This is a genomic window from Paenibacillus sp. DMB20, from assembly GCF_000987955.1.
Taxonomy (GTDB): Bacteria; Bacillota; Bacilli; order Paenibacillales; family Paenibacillaceae; genus Paenibacillus_AQ.
The window spans coordinates 71,095-89,821 of the sequence record NZ_LAZU01000020.1; the positions used below are offsets into that span (position 1 = coordinate 71,095).

General features: G+C 46.4%; 12 protein-coding genes and 1 pseudogene. 9 read left to right on the forward strand and 4 right to left on the reverse strand.

Annotation, left to right across the window (positions count from 1 at the left end; translation table 11 throughout):
* Positions 1-187: 187 nt before the first annotated feature.
* Positions 188-2,461, reverse strand: a complete 2,274-nt coding sequence (locus XI25_RS07390; protein ID WP_046678035.1) for a helix-turn-helix domain-containing protein — start codon at positions 2,459-2,461, stop codon at positions 188-190.
* 867 nt (positions 2,462-3,328) lie between these two features.
* On the opposite strand from XI25_RS07390, the pseudogene XI25_RS07395 reads away from it, so the two are divergent.
* The 3 genes and pseudogenes from XI25_RS07395 to rlmH all read left to right on the forward strand — a co-directional run bounded on the left by XI25_RS07395 (position 3,329) and on the right by rlmH (position 5,801).
* Positions 3,329-4,724, forward strand: a pseudogene (locus XI25_RS07395) (S1C family serine protease).
* Between the two features lie 338 nt (positions 4,725-5,062).
* Complete coding sequence (locus tag XI25_RS31950) at positions 5,063-5,230, forward strand: CxxH/CxxC protein (protein WP_082112252.1); 168 nt, start codon at positions 5,063-5,065, stop codon at positions 5,228-5,230.
* Positions 5,231-5,321: 91 nt separating this feature from the next.
* Positions 5,322-5,801, forward strand: coding sequence for a 23S rRNA (pseudouridine(1915)-N(3))-methyltransferase RlmH (gene rlmH / locus XI25_RS07400; RefSeq protein ID WP_046678036.1), 480 nt, complete (start codon positions 5,322-5,324; stop codon positions 5,799-5,801).
* Between the two features lie 101 nt (positions 5,802-5,902).
* Here the strand turns inward: rlmH and XI25_RS07405 are convergent, their stop codons facing one another.
* A complete protein-coding gene (locus tag XI25_RS07405; protein WP_046678037.1) occupies positions 5,903-7,351 on the reverse strand; it encodes a serine hydrolase domain-containing protein in 1,449 nt (482 codons plus the stop codon).
* 844 nt (positions 7,352-8,195) lie between these two features.
* Between XI25_RS07405 and XI25_RS07410 the strand changes: the two genes are divergently transcribed.
* Both XI25_RS07410 and XI25_RS07415 read left to right on the forward strand, forming a co-directional pair.
* Positions 8,196-8,771, forward strand: coding sequence for a TetR/AcrR family transcriptional regulator (locus tag XI25_RS07410; protein WP_046678038.1), 576 nt, complete (start codon positions 8,196-8,198; stop codon positions 8,769-8,771).
* 19 nt (positions 8,772-8,790) lie between these two features.
* Complete coding sequence (locus XI25_RS07415) at positions 8,791-9,375, forward strand: hypothetical protein (RefSeq protein WP_046678039.1); 585 nt, start codon at positions 8,791-8,793, stop codon at positions 9,373-9,375.
* Positions 9,376-9,570: 195 nt separating this feature from the next.
* Here the strand turns inward: XI25_RS07415 and XI25_RS07420 are convergent, their stop codons facing one another.
* Entirely contained in the window at positions 9,571-11,925 is a 2,355-nt protein-coding gene (locus XI25_RS07420; protein ID WP_046678040.1) for a M13-type metalloendopeptidase, read from the reverse strand.
* A gap of 320 nt (positions 11,926-12,245) precedes the next feature.
* Between XI25_RS07420 and XI25_RS07425 the strand changes: the two genes are divergently transcribed.
* The 3 genes from XI25_RS07425 (at position 12,246) to XI25_RS34285 (ending at position 15,050) form a co-directional block, all read left to right on the forward strand.
* Positions 12,246-13,253, forward strand: coding sequence for a phosphotransferase (locus tag XI25_RS07425; protein ID WP_046678041.1), 1,008 nt, complete (start codon positions 12,246-12,248; stop codon positions 13,251-13,253).
* Between the two features lie 365 nt (positions 13,254-13,618).
* Positions 13,619-14,404: a class I SAM-dependent methyltransferase gene (locus XI25_RS07430; RefSeq protein ID WP_046678042.1), complete on the forward strand. Its 786-nt coding sequence runs from the start codon at positions 13,619-13,621 to the stop codon at positions 14,402-14,404.
* Between the two features lie 376 nt (positions 14,405-14,780).
* The gene (locus XI25_RS34285; RefSeq protein ID WP_046678043.1) at positions 14,781-15,050 is read left to right on the forward strand and encodes a CD3324 family protein; all 270 of its coding nucleotides are present in this window, start codon (positions 14,781-14,783) and stop codon (positions 15,048-15,050) included.
* 457 nt (positions 15,051-15,507) lie between these two features.
* Here the strand turns inward: XI25_RS34285 and XI25_RS07440 are convergent, their stop codons facing one another.
* A complete protein-coding gene (locus tag XI25_RS07440) occupies positions 15,508-17,544 on the reverse strand; it encodes a serine hydrolase (protein WP_052759487.1) in 2,037 nt (678 codons plus the stop codon).
* A 618-nt stretch (positions 17,545-18,162) separates the two neighbouring features.
* Between XI25_RS07440 and XI25_RS07445 the strand changes: the two genes are divergently transcribed.
* Positions 18,163-18,727, forward strand: a 565-nt coding sequence (locus tag XI25_RS07445) for an SMI1/KNR4 family protein (protein ID WP_046678044.1), incomplete at its 3' end; no start/stop codon positions are given.

Below are 18,727 nucleotides of genomic sequence, written 5' to 3' on the forward strand. Positions count from 1 at the left end.
CTCCTTTTGAATGAGATGACAGCGTTTTCATAATGAGAGGACCTTCGTGGGTTTAACTATATGCAACCCTTCTCGGGCCGTAAAGCGCGTTTATTTAGCAGCCGATTCCTTTTTTGCGGACCTGAATGAACGGGGAAAACCGGCTTTTTCAGGAAAAAAGGAGACTCCGGAAAAAATGGAATCTCCTTTACTGCTGATGCAGCGTCCGGTACTTGGCCGGCGTAATGCCCTCGTATTTGCGGAACATGCGGATAAACGAGTTGCGTCCCCAGTAACCCACCTTTTCGGCAATGTCATCGATCTTCAAATCCGTCTCAAGTAACATTTCCTTGGCTTTCATGAGGCGGTAGCGGGCGATATACTCGACATATTTTTCCCCGACTTCTTCTTTGAAGGTCCGGCTGAAATGGCCGATGGACATGTTTAAGGTTCCGGCAAAATACTCGATGGACAGCTCCTGATCGTAATGCTCGTGGATATAGTTCAGGATATCCGCAAGCTTCTTCGGTTTATCCTCGCCCTTGCCCTCAATTGCAGGGAACAAGAGCCGGTGAATCTCTTCAAAAGAACATCGAAGCTCATCGATGGTCATGCAGCGGTTCAATGTATCGAACAGCCCGGCATAAAAGGGGACGTGGAAATCCTTCCGCTCCGTTTCGACGGCGCGGATCCAGGTGTTCAGAATGTCGGAGCACAAATGCTTGACCTGCATGGCGGTGGCATTCACCCGCACTCCTTCGTCCAGCACCTCAAAAGCCGACTGCAGCAGCTTGTCATGTTCCCGCGTCTTGTACTGGTTCAGCATCCGGTTGACTTCTTGTACGGATAAATAGCTGTCGTACCGGGCCGATTCCGGAGGGCTGTCCTGACCGCAGATTTCTACGCCGGAATGGAGCCTTCTGCGCTGAAGGACCGACAATGCATGCTCGTAAGATACGTGAAGCTCCTCCATCGCGTGAACGGTGCTTCCGATGCCGATGGTTGCTTTAAAATATTTGCCGTACAGCTGAAGTGCCAGCTTCACGATGTCGGCCTCTTCTTCCGGGTTCAGCTGAAGGAATAAGTCGCGGTGAACGATGCACGCCAGCGTATCCGGTTTGGTCTGGCACAGCCAGAGCGCGGCGGGAACCAGGCCGCGTATGCGTTCCTTGAGCTCTGCCATCAGGAAGGATTTCGAGGATTCCGACAGCTGTTCGTACTCCCGTTCGTAATGAAAGGCGATGCACAGCACGGTACGGGCCGTTTTTTTGCCGTACGCAAACCCGATTTCCCGGGCATAGGTTTCGATGGATAAGGCATCGCGGTATTGTCCCTGCAATATTTTGGCTATAAAATGCTCGTGGACGATCGGCGTCATTCCGCTCACCAGCTGGGACAGCTGTTCATTCTCGGACACAATCAACCTGGAGTAGCGCTTAATGACATCGAAGTCGTTGCCGTCCCGGGGATGGTCGTTTTCATTCCTGCGGGATTTCAAGCCTTCCTTAATCTCCATTACCGGTTTATAAATCCGGCGGCTTAAATGGTACGAAACGATACTGCCGATCAGCACGAAGAAGAGAAGAAACGCCCAACTGATCAAACGCGTTACTTCCGCGGGCTTCATAAGGGTTTGCATATCAATCATGCTGAGGTAAGACCACGAATCGTCGAACCCGGAAGGAACGAGGGAAACGGCCTTTTGCCCGGCTACGTTAAACTGGGGATTTTTCAAGCCGGACGCGAGCTGTGCCGCAACATTCCATTCTTTCATCGGTCCTGCCTGGCTGAGCACCTGCCCCCCGCTGCCGACAATGGCCGTGCCTGCGACCCAATCCTGCCGAACATGGATCAGGTTTTGCAATTTATCCCGGCGAATGTTTACCACCAGATACACCTCGGGCGCGTCGGTATTGAACGGATAGCTCATCAGGGCAGGAATGTCCTCTCCCAGCGGTTCCACGAAGCTCATCATTTTTTTGCCGGAAAATAACGCGAAAAACGGAGTCCGGTCCTTGTCTTCGAGCGGGTGCTGGATATTGAAGTAATACGATTTGTTCGTGTAGGTATCGCCGTCAATGACAAGATCATGGTGCGCAAAAACGAGATAAGCCTTTGAAACCAGTTCACTCGACTGGAGCTTGATGAGCTGCCCGCGCAAATCATGAATCATTTCGGAGCGCTGACGGTTCTCCGGCGAAGAATCTCCCGATTCCTTCAGCAGACTGCGGATGCCTGAGGTGCTCAGCATGTTGATCATGTTGGTTTTCAGCGCATTGAAGGCCGTGTCGGTCTGCTCCGTGAACCGGCTCATGACCACGTCGCTCAGTTTTCGTGCATCCTCCTCGATCAGGCGGACAACCAGCACATGGGCAAGAATGCTGGCGGCGATCACCGGGATGAGGATCAGTACGAAATAATTAGCGAAATGCCGCCAAAACATATTGGCCCGAAAGGACCGCATTTGGGGAAGCGGAAACATCAGTGGCACCACCTTTCAGTTGATTGCTTGGGACAGGAATGAAGGTTGGAGGTTTTTTGGAAACGGGGAGGGGAGGGGGCACTGCGCGGATGGAGGCTTGGGGAATAAAAAGGAAAGCGTTTTCAAACCAACATTATTTGTATTATATTTCCGCCTGAATATTACTTCAATATTTTATAATCTGAATTAAATATTATTTCGAATTGAAATGCCGTATATGGAAAATTTCGCCGGACTTGACGACGGCAAGTCTGCGTTCAAGGTCTCGCCTTTATTTTCCGTGGAACCACGCTTTTATTTCATGCAGAAAAGATAACGGAAACTCCGCCGTTATGGTACAATAAACGAAGGAAGCGGGCTTTCGTTCTATGAATCTGGTAGGCTCTAGAAATGCCTGTTCATAGAAGCTTGTTGCTCTTGTAGTCCCGTTTGTGGAAAAATAGTCCCGTTTTTTCGTAAAAAAGCTCTTTTTTCAAGCAAAATCGCCCAGGAGGCGCTTATGATCCTGGTTTTGGTGGTATAAAGAGGTAGGGGACTTACTTGGGAAAAATCGATGTACATAGCTTTTCGACGGATGCCTATGGATCCGAAAAAAAATGGCACGAAATAAGGGACTAATTCGTAAGTATAACCATTGTTTTCATGCAACTTTTTTGCCTGGAAAATAGTTTAATACTATATAGCATGTTTATTACCAATGAACATCCGGTTATAGCCTTAAGACCGGTGACAGGGCCTGCATATTACAGATAAAGGGTCCTGGGGGCAACGGTCGTTATATTCGCAAGATGTTTGGTCGAAAAGGACAGGGTTAACGTGACGGTAGGGCGTTTTGCGTAGATAGCGACGAAGGGGAGAGGGATCGCAATGGGATTGTTTGATGATGATTTTTATTCGACGAAGATATCCAGACGCAGCAAAAAAGCCAGCGAGGACCATCCTGCACGCGCCAAATGGCGCGCGAGCCGCCGCCGCAGAGGCCTGTCGACGTTCCAGATTTCGGCGATCAGCTCGGTCTGCAGCGCGCTTATTGCGGTTCTGTTATTCAGCTTGCTGACGGGACATCCGTCCAATTCGTCGAATTTGGCTATACTGAACGGGCATCCCGTTTCGCAGACGGACGGAGATCCCTATGAGCGTTTGGTGAATGCGGCCGCCAAGGTTCGCCCCGCAGTGGTCAGCATTGTAACCCATAAAGAGCCGGAGGAGATCGCTCCCGAGGAACAGAATCAGGAGGAGCTGCCGGAAGAAGAGATCCAGCCCGAGGACGAAGGGCCCGTAGAGGAGCTTCCTGAAGATTTTGACTTGGGCGAGGATTTCGATCTCGGCGATCAGTTTGATTTCGGCGGGGAGTTTGGAAACGATCCCGTTCCGGGATTGGATGAATCCAAGCTGGGATCGGGCGTGATTTTCAAGAAAATCGAAGGCAGAGCCTATGTGATTACGAACAACCACGTCATCGACGGAGCGGATAAGCTCGAGGTGGTGACGGTGAACGGGGAAACCAAGCCGGCAACGCTCGTCGGCACGGACCGCGTAAGCGATCTCGCCGTCCTGTCGATCGACAGCAAAGGAATCGGCGAGGTTGCCGAGATGGGCGATTCCTCGAAGCTTCGTCTCGGTGAGACGGTGATTGCGATCGGCAATCCGCTCGGGCTTGGGGATACGCTGACTTCAGGTATTATCAGCTACCCGAACCGGGTCATTCCGGTGTCGCTGAATCAGGATGGAATCTACGACTGGGAGACCGAGGTCATTCAAACGGATGCTGCCATCAATGAAGGCAACAGCGGCGGCGCCTGGTGGATTTGAACGGACGGGTCATCGGCATCAACACGATGAAAATCGCCGACACCGGCGTGGAAGGCTGGGTTTTGCGATTCCGATGAATGATGTGACCGGGATCGTAAAAGAGTTGATGCTCAGCGGTAAGATCGCTCGTCCATACCTTGGCGTCTATACGGTTGATTTAGGCAATCCGTATGCGCCGCTCAGCAAGCAGGATTTAAAGGACCTGAAGCTGCCGAAGGACGTAACCGAAGGCGTTGTGGTCCTGGATGCGCTGGGACCCGCAAAGGATGCGGGGCTGAAGCTGAACGACGTCATTACGAAGTTTAACGGCAAGCCGATTAAAACGACGCTGGAGCTGCGGAAGTACCTGTACTATGAGGCGAAGATCGGAGACAGCCTGAACGTCACGTTTTATCGCGGCGGCAAGGAGCAGAGCTTGAAGGTTGATCTGGAAGAAAAGCCGGGAGAATAAGGACGGTAACGTATTTTAAAAAGGGCGTGGGAACGCCCTTTTTTTGAATGTTAAGTTTTCATTTAGTGCCTGGCTTGTATTTTCGGCAGAAACGCTATGTCATAAGAAGGACGACGCAGTCGGATCTACTTCCATGTTGGTCATGGCCTGTCGTTTGCGTTATGTTCCTTGAGCGCGCGGGCCGTCTGCCGGACATCCTGAATCTGGGCCTTCGACAAAAAGCGTTTCTTTTTCTCACGGAGTGTGGTAGAACAGAAGAGTGGCCATACTGTAGCCATACAGAAGTGGACGCGATCAGGATAGGAAAGACATGTGAAAGACAGAAAGGGATGCTTAAGATGTACGTCGTATGCAAGGAACATGTGGAACTGGCCATCGAGAATTTCGTGGATGAGTATGAGGACGCGCCGGATGTTGTCGATCTGAAGGAGACGGAGTTTTCGGACTGGGACCCACCGGTGAAGTGCGCGGAGTGCGAGAAGCATGCGGAATATTTGATCGTGTAACGTATAGAAGCAAGCATAGATAAGAGCGAAGGAGAGCGTGATAAGCGCTCTTTTTGTTTTAATTCAATATAACTGTAAGGGAGTTTCATCTATGTTGATTCAAATTATCGGGGTAGGCAAGCTGAAGGAGAAGTATTTGGTGCAGGGTATCCAGGAATACGCGAAGCGCCTGGCTCCTTACGTAAAGTTTCAGGTGATCGAGGTCGCCGACGAGAAAGCCCCCGACACCTTGAGCGAAGCGGAGGTGTCGATCGTGAAGTTGCGCGAGGGCGAACGCATCCTCGCGCAGATCAAGGAGAGCGCGCACGTGATCGCGCTCGACATCGGCGGCCGGCTCTGGAGCTCGGAAGAGCTGGCCGCCGAAATCGACAGGCTCGGCACGTACGGGACGAGCCATGTCGCGTTTGTCATCGGCGGGAGCCACGGGCTCGCCGATGAGGTGGTGCGCCGCGCGCAGCAGCGGCTGAGCTTCGGGCGCATGACCCTGCCGCACCAGTTGATGCGCCTGGTGCTGGTGGAGCAGATTTATCGCGCGGTGAAGATTAATCGGGGGGAACCTTATCATAAGTAGGGCGAAAAATAGGGGGTGCCTGGCACTTCCTTTTTGCTGATATTGTTCTCTCATTAAAAGAAATCTTCGCGTTTTTTCAATAAGGCGAAGGTATAAAATGCTTATTTTCGGGGCGAGGCATTATATCGGTGAGTGTATACAAACCATGCAATGCTTGCTGTTAATAATGCCGACGAAATCAAAGCTGTAAGAACACTATATGTTTGCCAAATAAGTATCGTTGACCAATCTAATGCATAGCATATTATACACTGGACAATCGTAGCAATCAGCAAAATAGCTGTTACGATTATTCGCTTTTTTGTCATTGGCTGCCGCTCATTCGTTTTCCTTCTGCGTAATCCTAAGAGAAAGAACAGAACAGCCAATAGGCAAAGAAGAATTGTGGTAGACGACAAAATGATGTCCAAAAGCTGTGAGCCGCTTATTCCATATGACTGCGTCAGATTGCCGTCTAATATATCTTTAACTTTTAGTACCATGCTTCTATTGATATTTGCGCCGTTGGCCAGCAAGCAGATGGCTGTTCGTTCATTTGGCAGTATGACCACTTCGGTTCCGAAACTGGGATTGCCCCCTGGGTGCTCTATCATCGTTTGGTTGGCGTTTACCGACCAGCCCGCCGCATAATACATTTCGTTGACAGCCGGAACAGACCTATCACCCTGATGTGATTTTTCGATAACTGTATGGAATATTTCGGGTATGTCCTGCACAATACCCATCTGTATGCCCATCCAACGCGCCATATCTTTTGTACAAGAAATGATGTAGCCTGCGGGTTTATTCCCGGAATAATCCGGCGCGTTATATGGAGTTGTCATAAAAAAGGAAGAACGGTAGCCCTGTGCCAACAGTCCGGTGGCTTGAGCATCTTCTTTATAAACATACGTCTGGTGAAGACCCAACGGCTGAAATACCTGTTCCCTCATAAAGTCTTCATAGCTTTGTCCCGACACCATCTCAATAACCAGACCTAATACGTCATAATTAACAGTTCCGTAATTATACTGCTCACCAGGATAGAACGACAATTCAGAATCTACGAGCATTTCTACGGTTTTTTGCAACATATCCGGCGTATTGCCTTGTGGAATGTTTTGACTGTGACTGCCATTTGTTAAGCCGCTAGTATGGTGTAAAAAGTTATTGAGTGTCATACTTTGCATATCAACGTGTTTCCCCTGATACTTTAACGTAAACCAAGGCAAATATTTCTGGATAGAGTCTGACATTGACAGCAGTCCTTGTTCTTCCATCAGCAGAATACCCATGCCTGTAAAAGCTTTACTTACCGAAGCCAGCTCATATAGAGTATTTTCACTTGCCGACAGTCCCTTTTCACGATCTGCGTACCCGGAAGAAAAGTAGAGCACTTCATTGTTCGCAAGTATTGAGATTGACATTCCCGGTACACCTGATATACGGCTTGCATCATCCAACAATGTTTGTATTGAATCAGATTGCGAATCTGATAATGCATAACTTGGTGTTGCGAATCCGGTGAACAGTATAAGTAATACAATCATAAAGACAATATTTTTTTTCATAGTCTCTCCATCCCGAAAAAACTCCCGTACGGAAAATAAATAATCCGCAGTACGCCTTATTCCCCAAAAGTGTAATAAGATATATATTATGAAGCTTATTATTGCAAAATCTTATTGTATGTGAAGAATCATACGATATAAAAAATTAGATTGCTATCATAATCTTCTACTTACTACGAACTATTTTGCTAGGAACACAAAAAGCCCCCTCTGCTTCATTAGCGGAAGGGGCAATAGTTTGGAAGTATTCCTCAATCTTCTCATCAAAGGTTAGCTCGATCTCTTTGTGATGCACTTATTTACTGCTACAGTCAGATAGAAACACTGCATTTAGTCAAACTTGAATAGCTCAGAAGACTCCAATTGTGTTGATGTCGACCTTTTTCGGTGATATTCCAACTGTAAACAAGGTTGATAGTCAAGCATTTTGAGGCGATTTCCGAAAAACAATAATAATATGGGTAATTATTACCTTATGGACGAGTTCTTTTGATAGGAGTTAAGTTCGCTTTATAGATGATATGGTGAACCGTATCATAAGTAGCGGCAAGTTTTTTGGAGATAAACTCGCACGAGCCTGTATTTACATCATGCCAACCATGGACTAAAATTGGATCACGTTCCATGTAAAAGGTTGCGTAAACAGGCTTTTTCGAGTTTGTTTGTTGTACGAAACAATAAGATACCAAAACTTCTGTATACTTACCGTAAGAAACTGATCTGTTGCTGTTTTAGCCGGAATAAGAAAACAAAAGATCATATTGACATTTTGCTGAAACAATAATAACGTATGTTACATAACAAACGTTATTTTATATACTTATTGTATGGGGAGTTGGAAAAAATGCCTCCAAAAGCAGAGGTCACTAAAGAACAGGTTTCCAATGCAGCGTTTGAGTTGACCAGACAAGAGGGATTCGAGATACTGACAGCCAGAAATATCGCTCTAAAACTGAAATGCTCTACTCAACCGGTATACCGATTGTACAGGAGCATGGAAGTGGTTAAAGAGGATGTTTTCAGACGTGCTGTCGATTACGCTTTAGTAGGGATCAAAAGCTACAACAATGAAAAGAATGAGCCTGCTATGAACTTGGCGGTTGGTTGTTTGCTTTTTGCTCAATCCGAAAAGCAGCTTTTTCGTTTATTGTTTTTGTCCGATTACAGCAGTGACTACACCAGGAACAATAATGACATCATTTCGGAGGAGATCTATAATGCGTTCTTACAGCTCGACCCACAGTTATGTGCGATGAACACAACCAAGGCTCGGGAACTGTTTAAGAAGCTTTCGGCGTATTGGCTCGGAATTGGGGTCATGATCCATATGAATTCGCACGAACTGACCATTGACGAGGCGATAGTCATGCTGGAGGAAATGTATCATGTACTGAAGCATAGTGCACAAGGCTGGGAGTAGTCATTAAGGAGGAACAATCATGATTACATATCTGACGCATTATTACAGACAAGGTGACCCGCCGTTCCGCAGCTTATCCGCATTATGCGATGCAGAAGCGATTGCCGTTATGGAATCTCTGTATGAGGATAACCCATTAGCTGATAGATTCAAGGAGCCGGCTCAATATATGAATAACAGAAGACAGGTTGAACAATGGGTGAAGAATGAATTTATAGCAAAGGGAGGAGAACCCAAGGAAAACTATCCACTCTATGCAGTACTCGGCTACTCTCATTGGATGGAAGAAAACTTGTCCTTCTTTGAATTAAGCAGCCTGCGTGTTCCACTTACAATTTTTTCGCACGGAGATATTAGCTTCACGTATCCGGATAGTATGGTTACCTGCTGGCTTGGAATGGACAAGGAATCTGCTCATTATCAATCCCAGTATCACGGTAAAATCTTTACCCTCTCCGACTTGGATAGGCTGGAGCATATTTACGGTGTGCCGGAAGATAAGGGGAGAACGGCGCTTTGGGAAGGCATGGGCCCCTATATTGAATATATCGAAGCTCAAATCTGGAACCAACAGCCACTGTCTGATTACTTGAAGACAATCTAACCTGAGTTGGGGAACTTTGAAGTTGTTGGTTGGTTTGGGTTCGATGGAAAAAGGATGCTTCTTCTCTTGTTCGAGCTGTTATCAAGAATACGTACCACAATATCAACTCCTCTTTTTTAATGATCAAAATCAAGCGCAAAAAAGCGCCAGCGAAAACACCTAGAATCAGGTTTTTCAACTGGCGCTAATTATCCTTTACCAGAGCGAGACACGATCCTCCGGAGCGACAAACATGCCATCCCCAGGCTTAATTCCATAGGTTTCGTAGAATTCCGGGAAGTTCACAATCGTGCGGTTGACTCGAATTTTATTGGCTGAATGCACATCGTTTGTGCTTAGAGTCGCTGCAAATTCTTTTGTGGTTGTGGATTTCCACATTTTTGCATTGCTTTCGAAATACGCTTTATAATCCGGATTGCTCATTTCGGATACAACTTGCAGTGAAGCGGCCATTCCACCTAAATCGGCGACGTTCTCGCTTAGTGTAAGCAGACCGTCGTTCACCACACCCGGAACAATCTCAATTCCATTATAGAATTTAATCAGTTCCTGGTTTTTCTCATTGAACTTCTTAAAGTCCTCTTCCGTCCACCAGTTATTTGCATTGCCATTCTCGTCGTATGCCGATCCGTTGTTATCAAATGCATGGCTGATCTCATGACCGATGATCATGCCAATGGCTCCAAAGTTTTCTTCAGGTTTAGCGTTAACGTCATAGAAAGGCGCTTGGAGAATACCGGCAGGCAACGTAATATCGTTATTAAGCGCATTGTAGAAAGCATTTACTGTATAAACGCTGGTTCCCCATTCCGTTCGATCCACCGGTTTTCCCAGCTTTGCTTTCAACTTATCAATGGATGCTGTGGTTACTGCGAACGTATTAGAGAACAGCGAACCACCTTTGTCGTACGTCTTGATAGCTATTTTGTCTAATGTCGTATCCCACTTATCCGGATATCCGATCTTAACAATCATCGTATCCAGCTTCTTAATCGCTTTAGCTTTTGTTGCTTCTGACATCCAATCAAGTGATTTTATTCTTTTCTCATACGTAGTGATTAATTTCTTTACCATTTGCTCAACATCTTTTTTAGCTTCCGGCGAAAAATGTTTCTCGGCAAACATTTGCTCCAAATATCCGCTCATCGTGCTCTTTGTCATGGATACTGCAATTTCCTGGTCGGTTTTTTTCCCTGAAACGCCGTATAGTGTTGCGGAAAAGTCGTTTGTGGCGTTTCTAAACTCATCCGACAACAAATCGCCTGTTGCCATAAGCAGTTGTACTTTGGAGTAAGCTTTAAGCACTTCAAGATTAGATTCAGTCAAGAACTCCGCACCTTTTTGCGCCAGTTTCACATCGGATACGATCACTTTATCGGTATTGTCGACTTTCATCGATTTCAAGGCCTGTTTAATATCTACTTCTTTAAATAGGTCGTCGAATTGTTCGACCGTATACGGATTATAGTATTTATTGACGTCACCTTGTTCATGAGGTTCAAGCGACACGGAAGCTAAGCTTTTCTCCATTTCATAAACCTTCTCGGCGCGAGCTTTTGCTGCAGACTCTTCTTCACCCGTCAGCACGAGAATTTTGGTTAAATATTGACAATAGGTTTCTTTCGCTTTCGCGTCTTCCGTGACGAAGCTGTTTTTATCCAGACCCGTGGTAAATCCAGTGTAATACAAAGCATTTTTACTACTGTTCTTGGCATCGCCCATGATTGTAAAGCGGAATAGCATGCTCAGACCTAGTTCTTTCTCCATGGCAAGATCCGCTTGAACAAGCCCGTCAAAAGTTTTCGCCCCGTCAATTGCCGTTAAATATTTTTGAATGGGCTGAACCCCTTGTTTATTTCTATTTTCGGTATCCAACGCCGTCGCATAGAAGTCGGCAAGCTTCTTTTCTTTTGTTCCTTCTGCGTATTGTTTGCCAATCAGTTCATCAATTATTTTTGCTATTTTATCGTTATTTTGTTTGTGCAGCTCCGGAAATCCGCCACCTATGATTTCTCCTGCCGGAATTGTCGACTTGTTTAACCATTGTTTATTGATTGCTTCATAAAAATCGTCATTTAAATGGGAGCCTTCAAGCGCCCACACTCTGGCGATAATGGTCTGGAACTCAGTGATCGTCATATTGTCGTTTACGCCTAATGTGCCGTCAGGTTTGCCCGTCAGCACGCCTGCTTTGGCCAGCTTTTTGATATCTCCCTTAGCCCAAGCAGGTACATCGGTGAACTCGACGCCAAATGTCCCACTGCGCAGATCGTTTCCGACAGGCATCGGCAATTCGCCGAATGCCCTGCTCAACATGACTAATGCTTCAATCTTCTTAGCCGGCTCCTTCTCTCGCAATTGTCCATCTTTGTAGCCTTGCATAACGGCTTCTTTATTAATTCCGGATGTATAAGCGTCGGCTGCTGTCAACAAGGTATTAACGATCTCTCCTCTTGTCGCTGGCGGCTTTGTTTCATCAGCATATACGGATACGCTGACTGGCAGGATCATTGAAATGGCCATGAGTAGGGATAAACACTTCTTTTTCATCGTTGGGCTCCTCCATGGTGTGGTTTTATGTATAAAACAGATAAATGAACAGGACTTCTCCCATTCATATCCTTTCATTGTAACATGGACGAAAAATTTTTGTTAGAAAATGTTGTAAGGAACCTGTTCATTTTCTAGGGGCTGTCGCGCCGCGGCAAGCTCCTTTCGTAATTTTCGCCGAAAAAACCCGGTAAGCTGAACCGTATCACAAGTAGCGGCAAGTTATTGGTGAGTGATTGGGAGGAATTGCTTAAGATGCATGGAATTTAAAGAACTAAAGCTCATTTACGCTCAATATCGATTAGAAAGGTTGGCTTTAAATGCCGTCAACGACTGAGAAGCAATTAGTGGACGAAATCGCAAGTTGGCTGAAAAAGCATTTTTCGGTTGAGTTGCTGTCTACCAAGCGTGTAAGGCGTGGGCTAAAGAACGAGAAGTGGATCGTCGAGACGAACAAGGGGTGGCTGTTCGTCAAAAGCTATCACCCCAAGCGGTTTAAGATGCATGATCCGGAGTTTCGAGGCAAGATTGAAAATGCGCTGCAACTGCAGCTTCTTTTTTATCAGTCGGGAGGACCGTGTCCTGGGCCGTTGACGCTGGAAGGGCGCTGCATGCACATTTTACCGTGCGGAAGGTATATGACCGTCATGACGTGCTGTCCAGGCGCTATGGTGCCCGCTGGCATGATCGATGAACATAGGATGCACTCACTCGGGCGAGCTGCTGCGGATATGCATGCTGTATGGGATTTAGCGGAGGCATCAGGATTCGGAGCAGCAGTGCCGCCGGAGGAACCGGTCTGGAGGTTGTCTCGCGAGGAGATGGAGCACACCTGGGAGGTAAGTTGGGATGCGGCTCGTGACTCGTCCGAGCGTGTCCGGAACGCAATGCAATTACAGAAAGCGACTATTGATTCACTTGGAGATGATGAATTTACGCCTCTGACTGCGGGCTGGGCACATCTCGATCTGTGGGCAGACAACCTGCTTTTCGAAGGAGACTCTTTGGCAGCTATCGTTGATTTCGACCGAGCACGCTACTCGTTTCCTGCGATGGACCTCGGACGGGCTGTCCTTTCCGGCACGCTCAGCGAGTGCGGGTTCCGCAAGGATGCGGTGGTCGCTTTCACTGAAGGCTACCGTAGTATGCGGCCGCTGCCGCCGGGCTCGCTTTTGAGGGCAATCAAGTACGTCTGGTGTATCGAATCGTTTTGGTGGATCCAGCCGTCGCTCGAATCGTCCAGCGTGGTCCCTGTCCGTTTTGCCGAAGAAATGATTCACACTGCGGAACGTTGGGAGCAACTTGATGCTCTGCTTGGGGGCATCTAGCTGGAGGTACACTAACCTAGTTCATGGATGCGGTAATCAAACAAAGTGATTTTTGAAGGCTATTCACAAAGGATTTATATATCCCTCCTGAAAATGAAAATGACCCTCTGAAAGGGGGCTTTGTGTTAGTAACAACTATGATATATGTATAAAAGTTCACTTAATACGAGTTTTGATGAACAAAAAAACGACACTGCAATAGTTCCGTTTGGGTATTTTTGGTGATTTTAAGCGGAAGGTACCTATCCCGATTTCCTATAATAATGTTATAAATCCATGAATTTTATAAGTCTATACTTTGGTTAGGATTTTCTGATTTTTAACTATGCTGACCGGCTAATCATACGTTGGAGGTGTTTGAATAAATGTTTCCTGAACTGACAAAGCATCCAGAGTATCTTAAAGAGCAGACTTTAGATTGGTGCAACCAATTAGCAGCCCAGACGGGAAAATATGAATACACTTGGAATAGTATTTTTGAAGGGCAAACAGCAGAAAACATCTTGACTGAAAAACTTTCTTCTTTGTTACATGGAAAGGTACTGGAAGTTGGCTGCGGCCATGGAGAGTACACCGTGCAATGGGCAGACATGGCGGAAGAAATTGTCGGTTATGACATGACTGAGGGGTTTATTGAAACAGCTAATCGAAATCGGAAATCAAATGTCCGGTACGAATTAGGGCGCACTCACGACGGATTGCCTTTTCCTGATGATTATTTTGATATAGCCTACACCAAGAAGGGGCCGACAAGCTGGTATGAGGAAGGAAACAGAGTTGTTCGGCCCGGTGGAACTCTTCTATTGTTTCATCCCGGTGACGCCAATGGCAAAGGAGCAGAGCTTGGGACATATTTTCCGGGATTATTCGGACCTCTTTCAGTAGGTACCCCGATACTTGATAAGATTCAAGAGAGGTTAGAAACAAGTGGTCTAACTAACATTGAAATGTCTGTCTTGAAAGAAACCGTTTGGATCCCAACTCCTGAAGATGTGCTTGAAATGGTTTGCTTTGGGCAAAGTGACGGATTTAGAAAATTTGTTATACACGAATGTTACAATTGGATCGTTTCACAATTTGATAAACACTCAAGTGAAAAGGGAATAAAGACGACAGGGTTCTACTATTTAATTCAGGCAAACGCATCCTAATTTTTGGGGCTATCCGTTAGGGTGGCCTATTTTTCTTAAAACTTGCCGTTACAGACAGCACGGTGAACCGTATCATAAGTAGGGCGAAGTTGTAAAACAACAAGGAATTTACCTGCATCATACAGAAACAACTATAGCAAGACAATTGTTATTGAAAGAGAGGAAGTCGTAATGACAAGTTCTCAAGACCTAATGCGTTTGAAAATATTCTCGATGCAAAGTTTTAGTATTCGCTCCATGCAAAGTCTAAGTGACAAACGAAAGCGGTTATCTGCATGGAGCAGTATTACCTAACCGAACAAGTTCCGTGAAGAGTAGGTTTGTCATATGGGCTTTGCAACCTGGCCATCTCTATTCAGATGAAGGGGCGAAGCCAATGAAATATGTATCAGCGAGTGAGATTTTACCCGAGTATTTACTCCATGAAATTCAAAAGTATGTACACGGCAGTGTGCTCTATGTTCCTTCTCCGGAAGGGAGCAGAAGAAAGTGGGGGCAGATTTCGGGGCAGAGAGAGTATCTGCAGAAGCGAAATCTAGAGATAAGACAATTATTCCGAATGGGCCATAGTATTGATCAGCTTACGGACTCGTATTGCCTATCTGAAGATAGCATCAGGAAGATCGTGTATAAAAAAGAAAAATAGTGATAGGCTCGTGTCGGGATTAAATCCGATGCGAGCCTTTTGCTTGGTAGCTAAATGGTTATAAGCATTGTTTGCCTACTTTTTAATATCGAGGGCCTGTATACTAATCGTTACGGCGTGTTTGAAGAGGATGATACCCGGACATTAACCGAACAAAATCGGATTTTTGATGTATGGTGGGAACACCCGGGCGTTCTGTTCCCCTATCTCATCAAGGTGGACGATCTCCCTGCGGAACTTGCCTTTGTGGCAACACCGCCCTATACGCCATGTGGATAATCCCGAAATTGAAATGACCTAACCGGGCAGTGGCGGCATGTCTGAGGTTTATGTGATACTAATTAAACGGGTAAGGGGTTAGTATTCGTCCCTTTACCCGTTTAATTTTTTCCCTCTTTGTGCTTCGTGATGCGTTCAAATCCTCAAGCACGGATTTGGGCTGTGGAGCACGCCATTCTTATGATCCCGACGGTACGGCAAGCCTGGCTAACAACGCAGCGGCTTCTTGGCGAAGCATTGGGCGCATAGGTTCATAATTTATCGCTCCATTCGCCCCAATCTTTACTTCAGGACCAAACAGTTTTGCGGCAGCAACAAATTGTACGGCATCCCGGGCCCAAGATGATGGTTGTTTGCCACGCAGCTTTGCTTTTTGCGGTTGGTCCGTTCCATACGTCTGCGCAAATCTCCATGCTAATAAAGCAGCTTCCTGCCTCGTTATCGCTCGATTCGGTTCAAAACGACCGTCCTGTAATCCTGCGACACCTAAATGCTCAACGGCTGTCTGAATTTCCGGTGCAAGCGGATGGCCCACCGAATCGGTGAATCGAACAGGCTGCTTGCTTAATTGAAATCCGCCAATCTGCACCAGCATTTGAATGAATTCCGCCCGGGTTACAGCTTTTTTAGGTCTGAATGTGTTTGGGCCGTCATCGCTTACATTTTGAAGTTTTCTTAACAGATAAATAGAAGAGGCATACGGATGATTTTTAGGTACGTCACGGTATTGCTTAGGGTTTGGCAATTTCTCGAAAAAACTGTCCGGGGCGTTGTAATAGAAGTAGTTGATCTCCCCGTTGCTATCCTCTTTAAAGCCCGCTGTCATGCCGTCCTCGTCTTGAAACAATAAAGATTCTAGCTGTTTCAGCTTATGAGTACCCATCTGATCTTTTACCGTAATTGTACCGTCCTTACCTGCCGTAATACTCGAGATCGCCATCGGATTCCGCAGGTTTCGGTATGTACCTTCAAATCGAGTCAACGATTTCTGTGCCGGCTTAAGTTGAGCCGTTGCGGCAGAGCGTTGATCGGGATAAAACTGCTGCATGAAGGCGGCGAACAGTTCGATTCTCGGATCGATCATCTCGCCGTTCACGATAACCAACGCGCCTACTTTGTGCTCGGGCAGCATCCACATCCAGGAATGAGCTCCAGCAAGATCCCCGCCTTTCCCGATGACAACCTCTCCATTGTGAAGGTGCTTAAGGAAAGATTCGAACCCATATGACATTACAGGCAGTTTCGAATGAATGCCGTATTGAAAGGACTCCATGGTCCGGGTCGTTTGTTCCTTCAATATTCGATTGTCCCCGAGCTTGCCTCCATTTAACATCGCAGTTATGTACTTGGCCATATCGCTTCCGGTTGAGAATAATCCTCCGGTTGGGTCAATATAGGGGGTATTATCGTAGAGAGCAATCTCGTTGCCTTCAGGATCATAGCCTTTGGCGAGATTTGCTTTGACATCGGCACTCATTGTAAAATCGGAACTATTCATACCGAGCGGTTTAAATATGTGCTCTTTCATGTAGCTTTCAAACGGGAGCTTCGATACATTTTGTACGATATACCCCTGTTGTACGAAAGCTATATTGTCATAACGGTAGGCCTCTCCAGGTTTGCGAATGACAGTCGGTATGTTTTCTTTTACATAGCGATCAAGAGATGTGCTGCTTGCTGCTTCGGAACCATCTGTGTAGTTATACCCGGTTGTATGGGTCATCAGATGTTTCATCTTAAGCGGGAAGCCTGTTTTATTAGGGATGGTGATGCCCGCCATATATTTGGATATGTCATGTTCCAGATCGATTTTGCCTTGCTCAACGAGCTGCATGACTGCCGTTGCTGTGAAAACTTTGGATATTGACGCCATTCTGAATACAGTCTTATCGGGGTCAATAGGCTTCTTGGCGGCCACATCGGCATATCCGTATCCTTTATTGAGCAGTACCTTATCATCTTTGACGACAAGAAAGAGTGCGCCTTTGAGCCGCTTCTTGACATCGGGACGCGAGAAATAAGAATCCGCAAATCTCTCTACCGATTCGGTTGTGATTGGAATGGCCTCGCTCGAAGCGGTGGCTGTTTTCTGCGCCGATGCGCTGTGATCTTGTGTGGCATATACCGGTATGCCGGGCGTCATTGCAGTCAATCCAATGAGGATTGCAGTAGCAAGGACAGCAGGTTTGAACCCTTTGCGAACTATGGTTGTCATCTATTTCTCCCCCTCGAAATGTATAAGCGTTGGCTGTTTCGTAGCCCGCTTCCATGTTGAGCAATATTAATATATCAAATAGGAATCCACGGCAAATCCGTATCTGCCGCATGATATTTGCGTGATCGCGCAAACATCAATCTCAATCGATATTGAATACTCATGATAAAGAGCTTGCGTTCCAGCTGCTTGTCGAGAGCGAGAATCATATTCCCTCCAAACTGTGATGGGTACCTAAATGGGTGCCTTTCGATTTCGCCGTATTTGATGTTACGGTGAACCCTACCATAAGGTGACGGCAAAAAATTTTTGTCGTGGGTATAGCGGGAGAGGGGGATGTTAGTGCGGTTGTTGATAGAAAGGATTTGTAGAGCCTCTGAGATTGTAGTCCTTCCTGATTAGAAAAGCGCCATAAAGCCCTTTTCAGCTAAAAGGCAGGGAGGATAGTGTTACTGCCATGTTGAATAATGGAGAACAGCAATGCCCCACTGGAGGGAGACGCTGGATAGAATAGTTCCTTTTTTAGTGTGGAAATAATCCAATACGACCAAGCCCACGTTTTACCAGCGTATAAAGGAATACGAGATGGAGACCAGGCTATAGCGAGGAGGAATCTGCATGGAAGCTGTTAAGCTAACCGGTACATATACAGTAGATAATTGCGGCAAAAAGGAATTTTACGGCACGTACTATTCATCCGAAGTATTGAATGAAGGCAAGGGCGGCAAAGCTCCGAAATTGGTTCAAAATCACGGAGCATCCGACGAAGAAATCCGGAATATGGAACAATGGTTGAAAACCTTAAGCTACATCGTTCATGGCAATGATATTTCTCTTGGCTGCACGGAAGAACAAATCGAAGACGCGGAAGAAAGGTTAGGAATTTCATTGCCAGCCGAATTGCGCATATATTATCGTACTGCCGGCAACGATCCACTGCTGACGACCGACGGAAATTCGAAAAAGAAAGACCGCTACTTGCCGATTGACGAAATCCATGTTTCGGACGGAAATATCGTCTATCGGATGAGAAAAAAAGATCCCTTTGCGTTATCAGCGGTCAAAAGACAAATTATGTTCATGGACGATGAAGCATGGTACTGCGAACCCAATATGGAATCTTTTTGTGAAAACGTCATGATTACTGCGGCGATCTTTGCCATCAGCCACATGAAGCATTCCG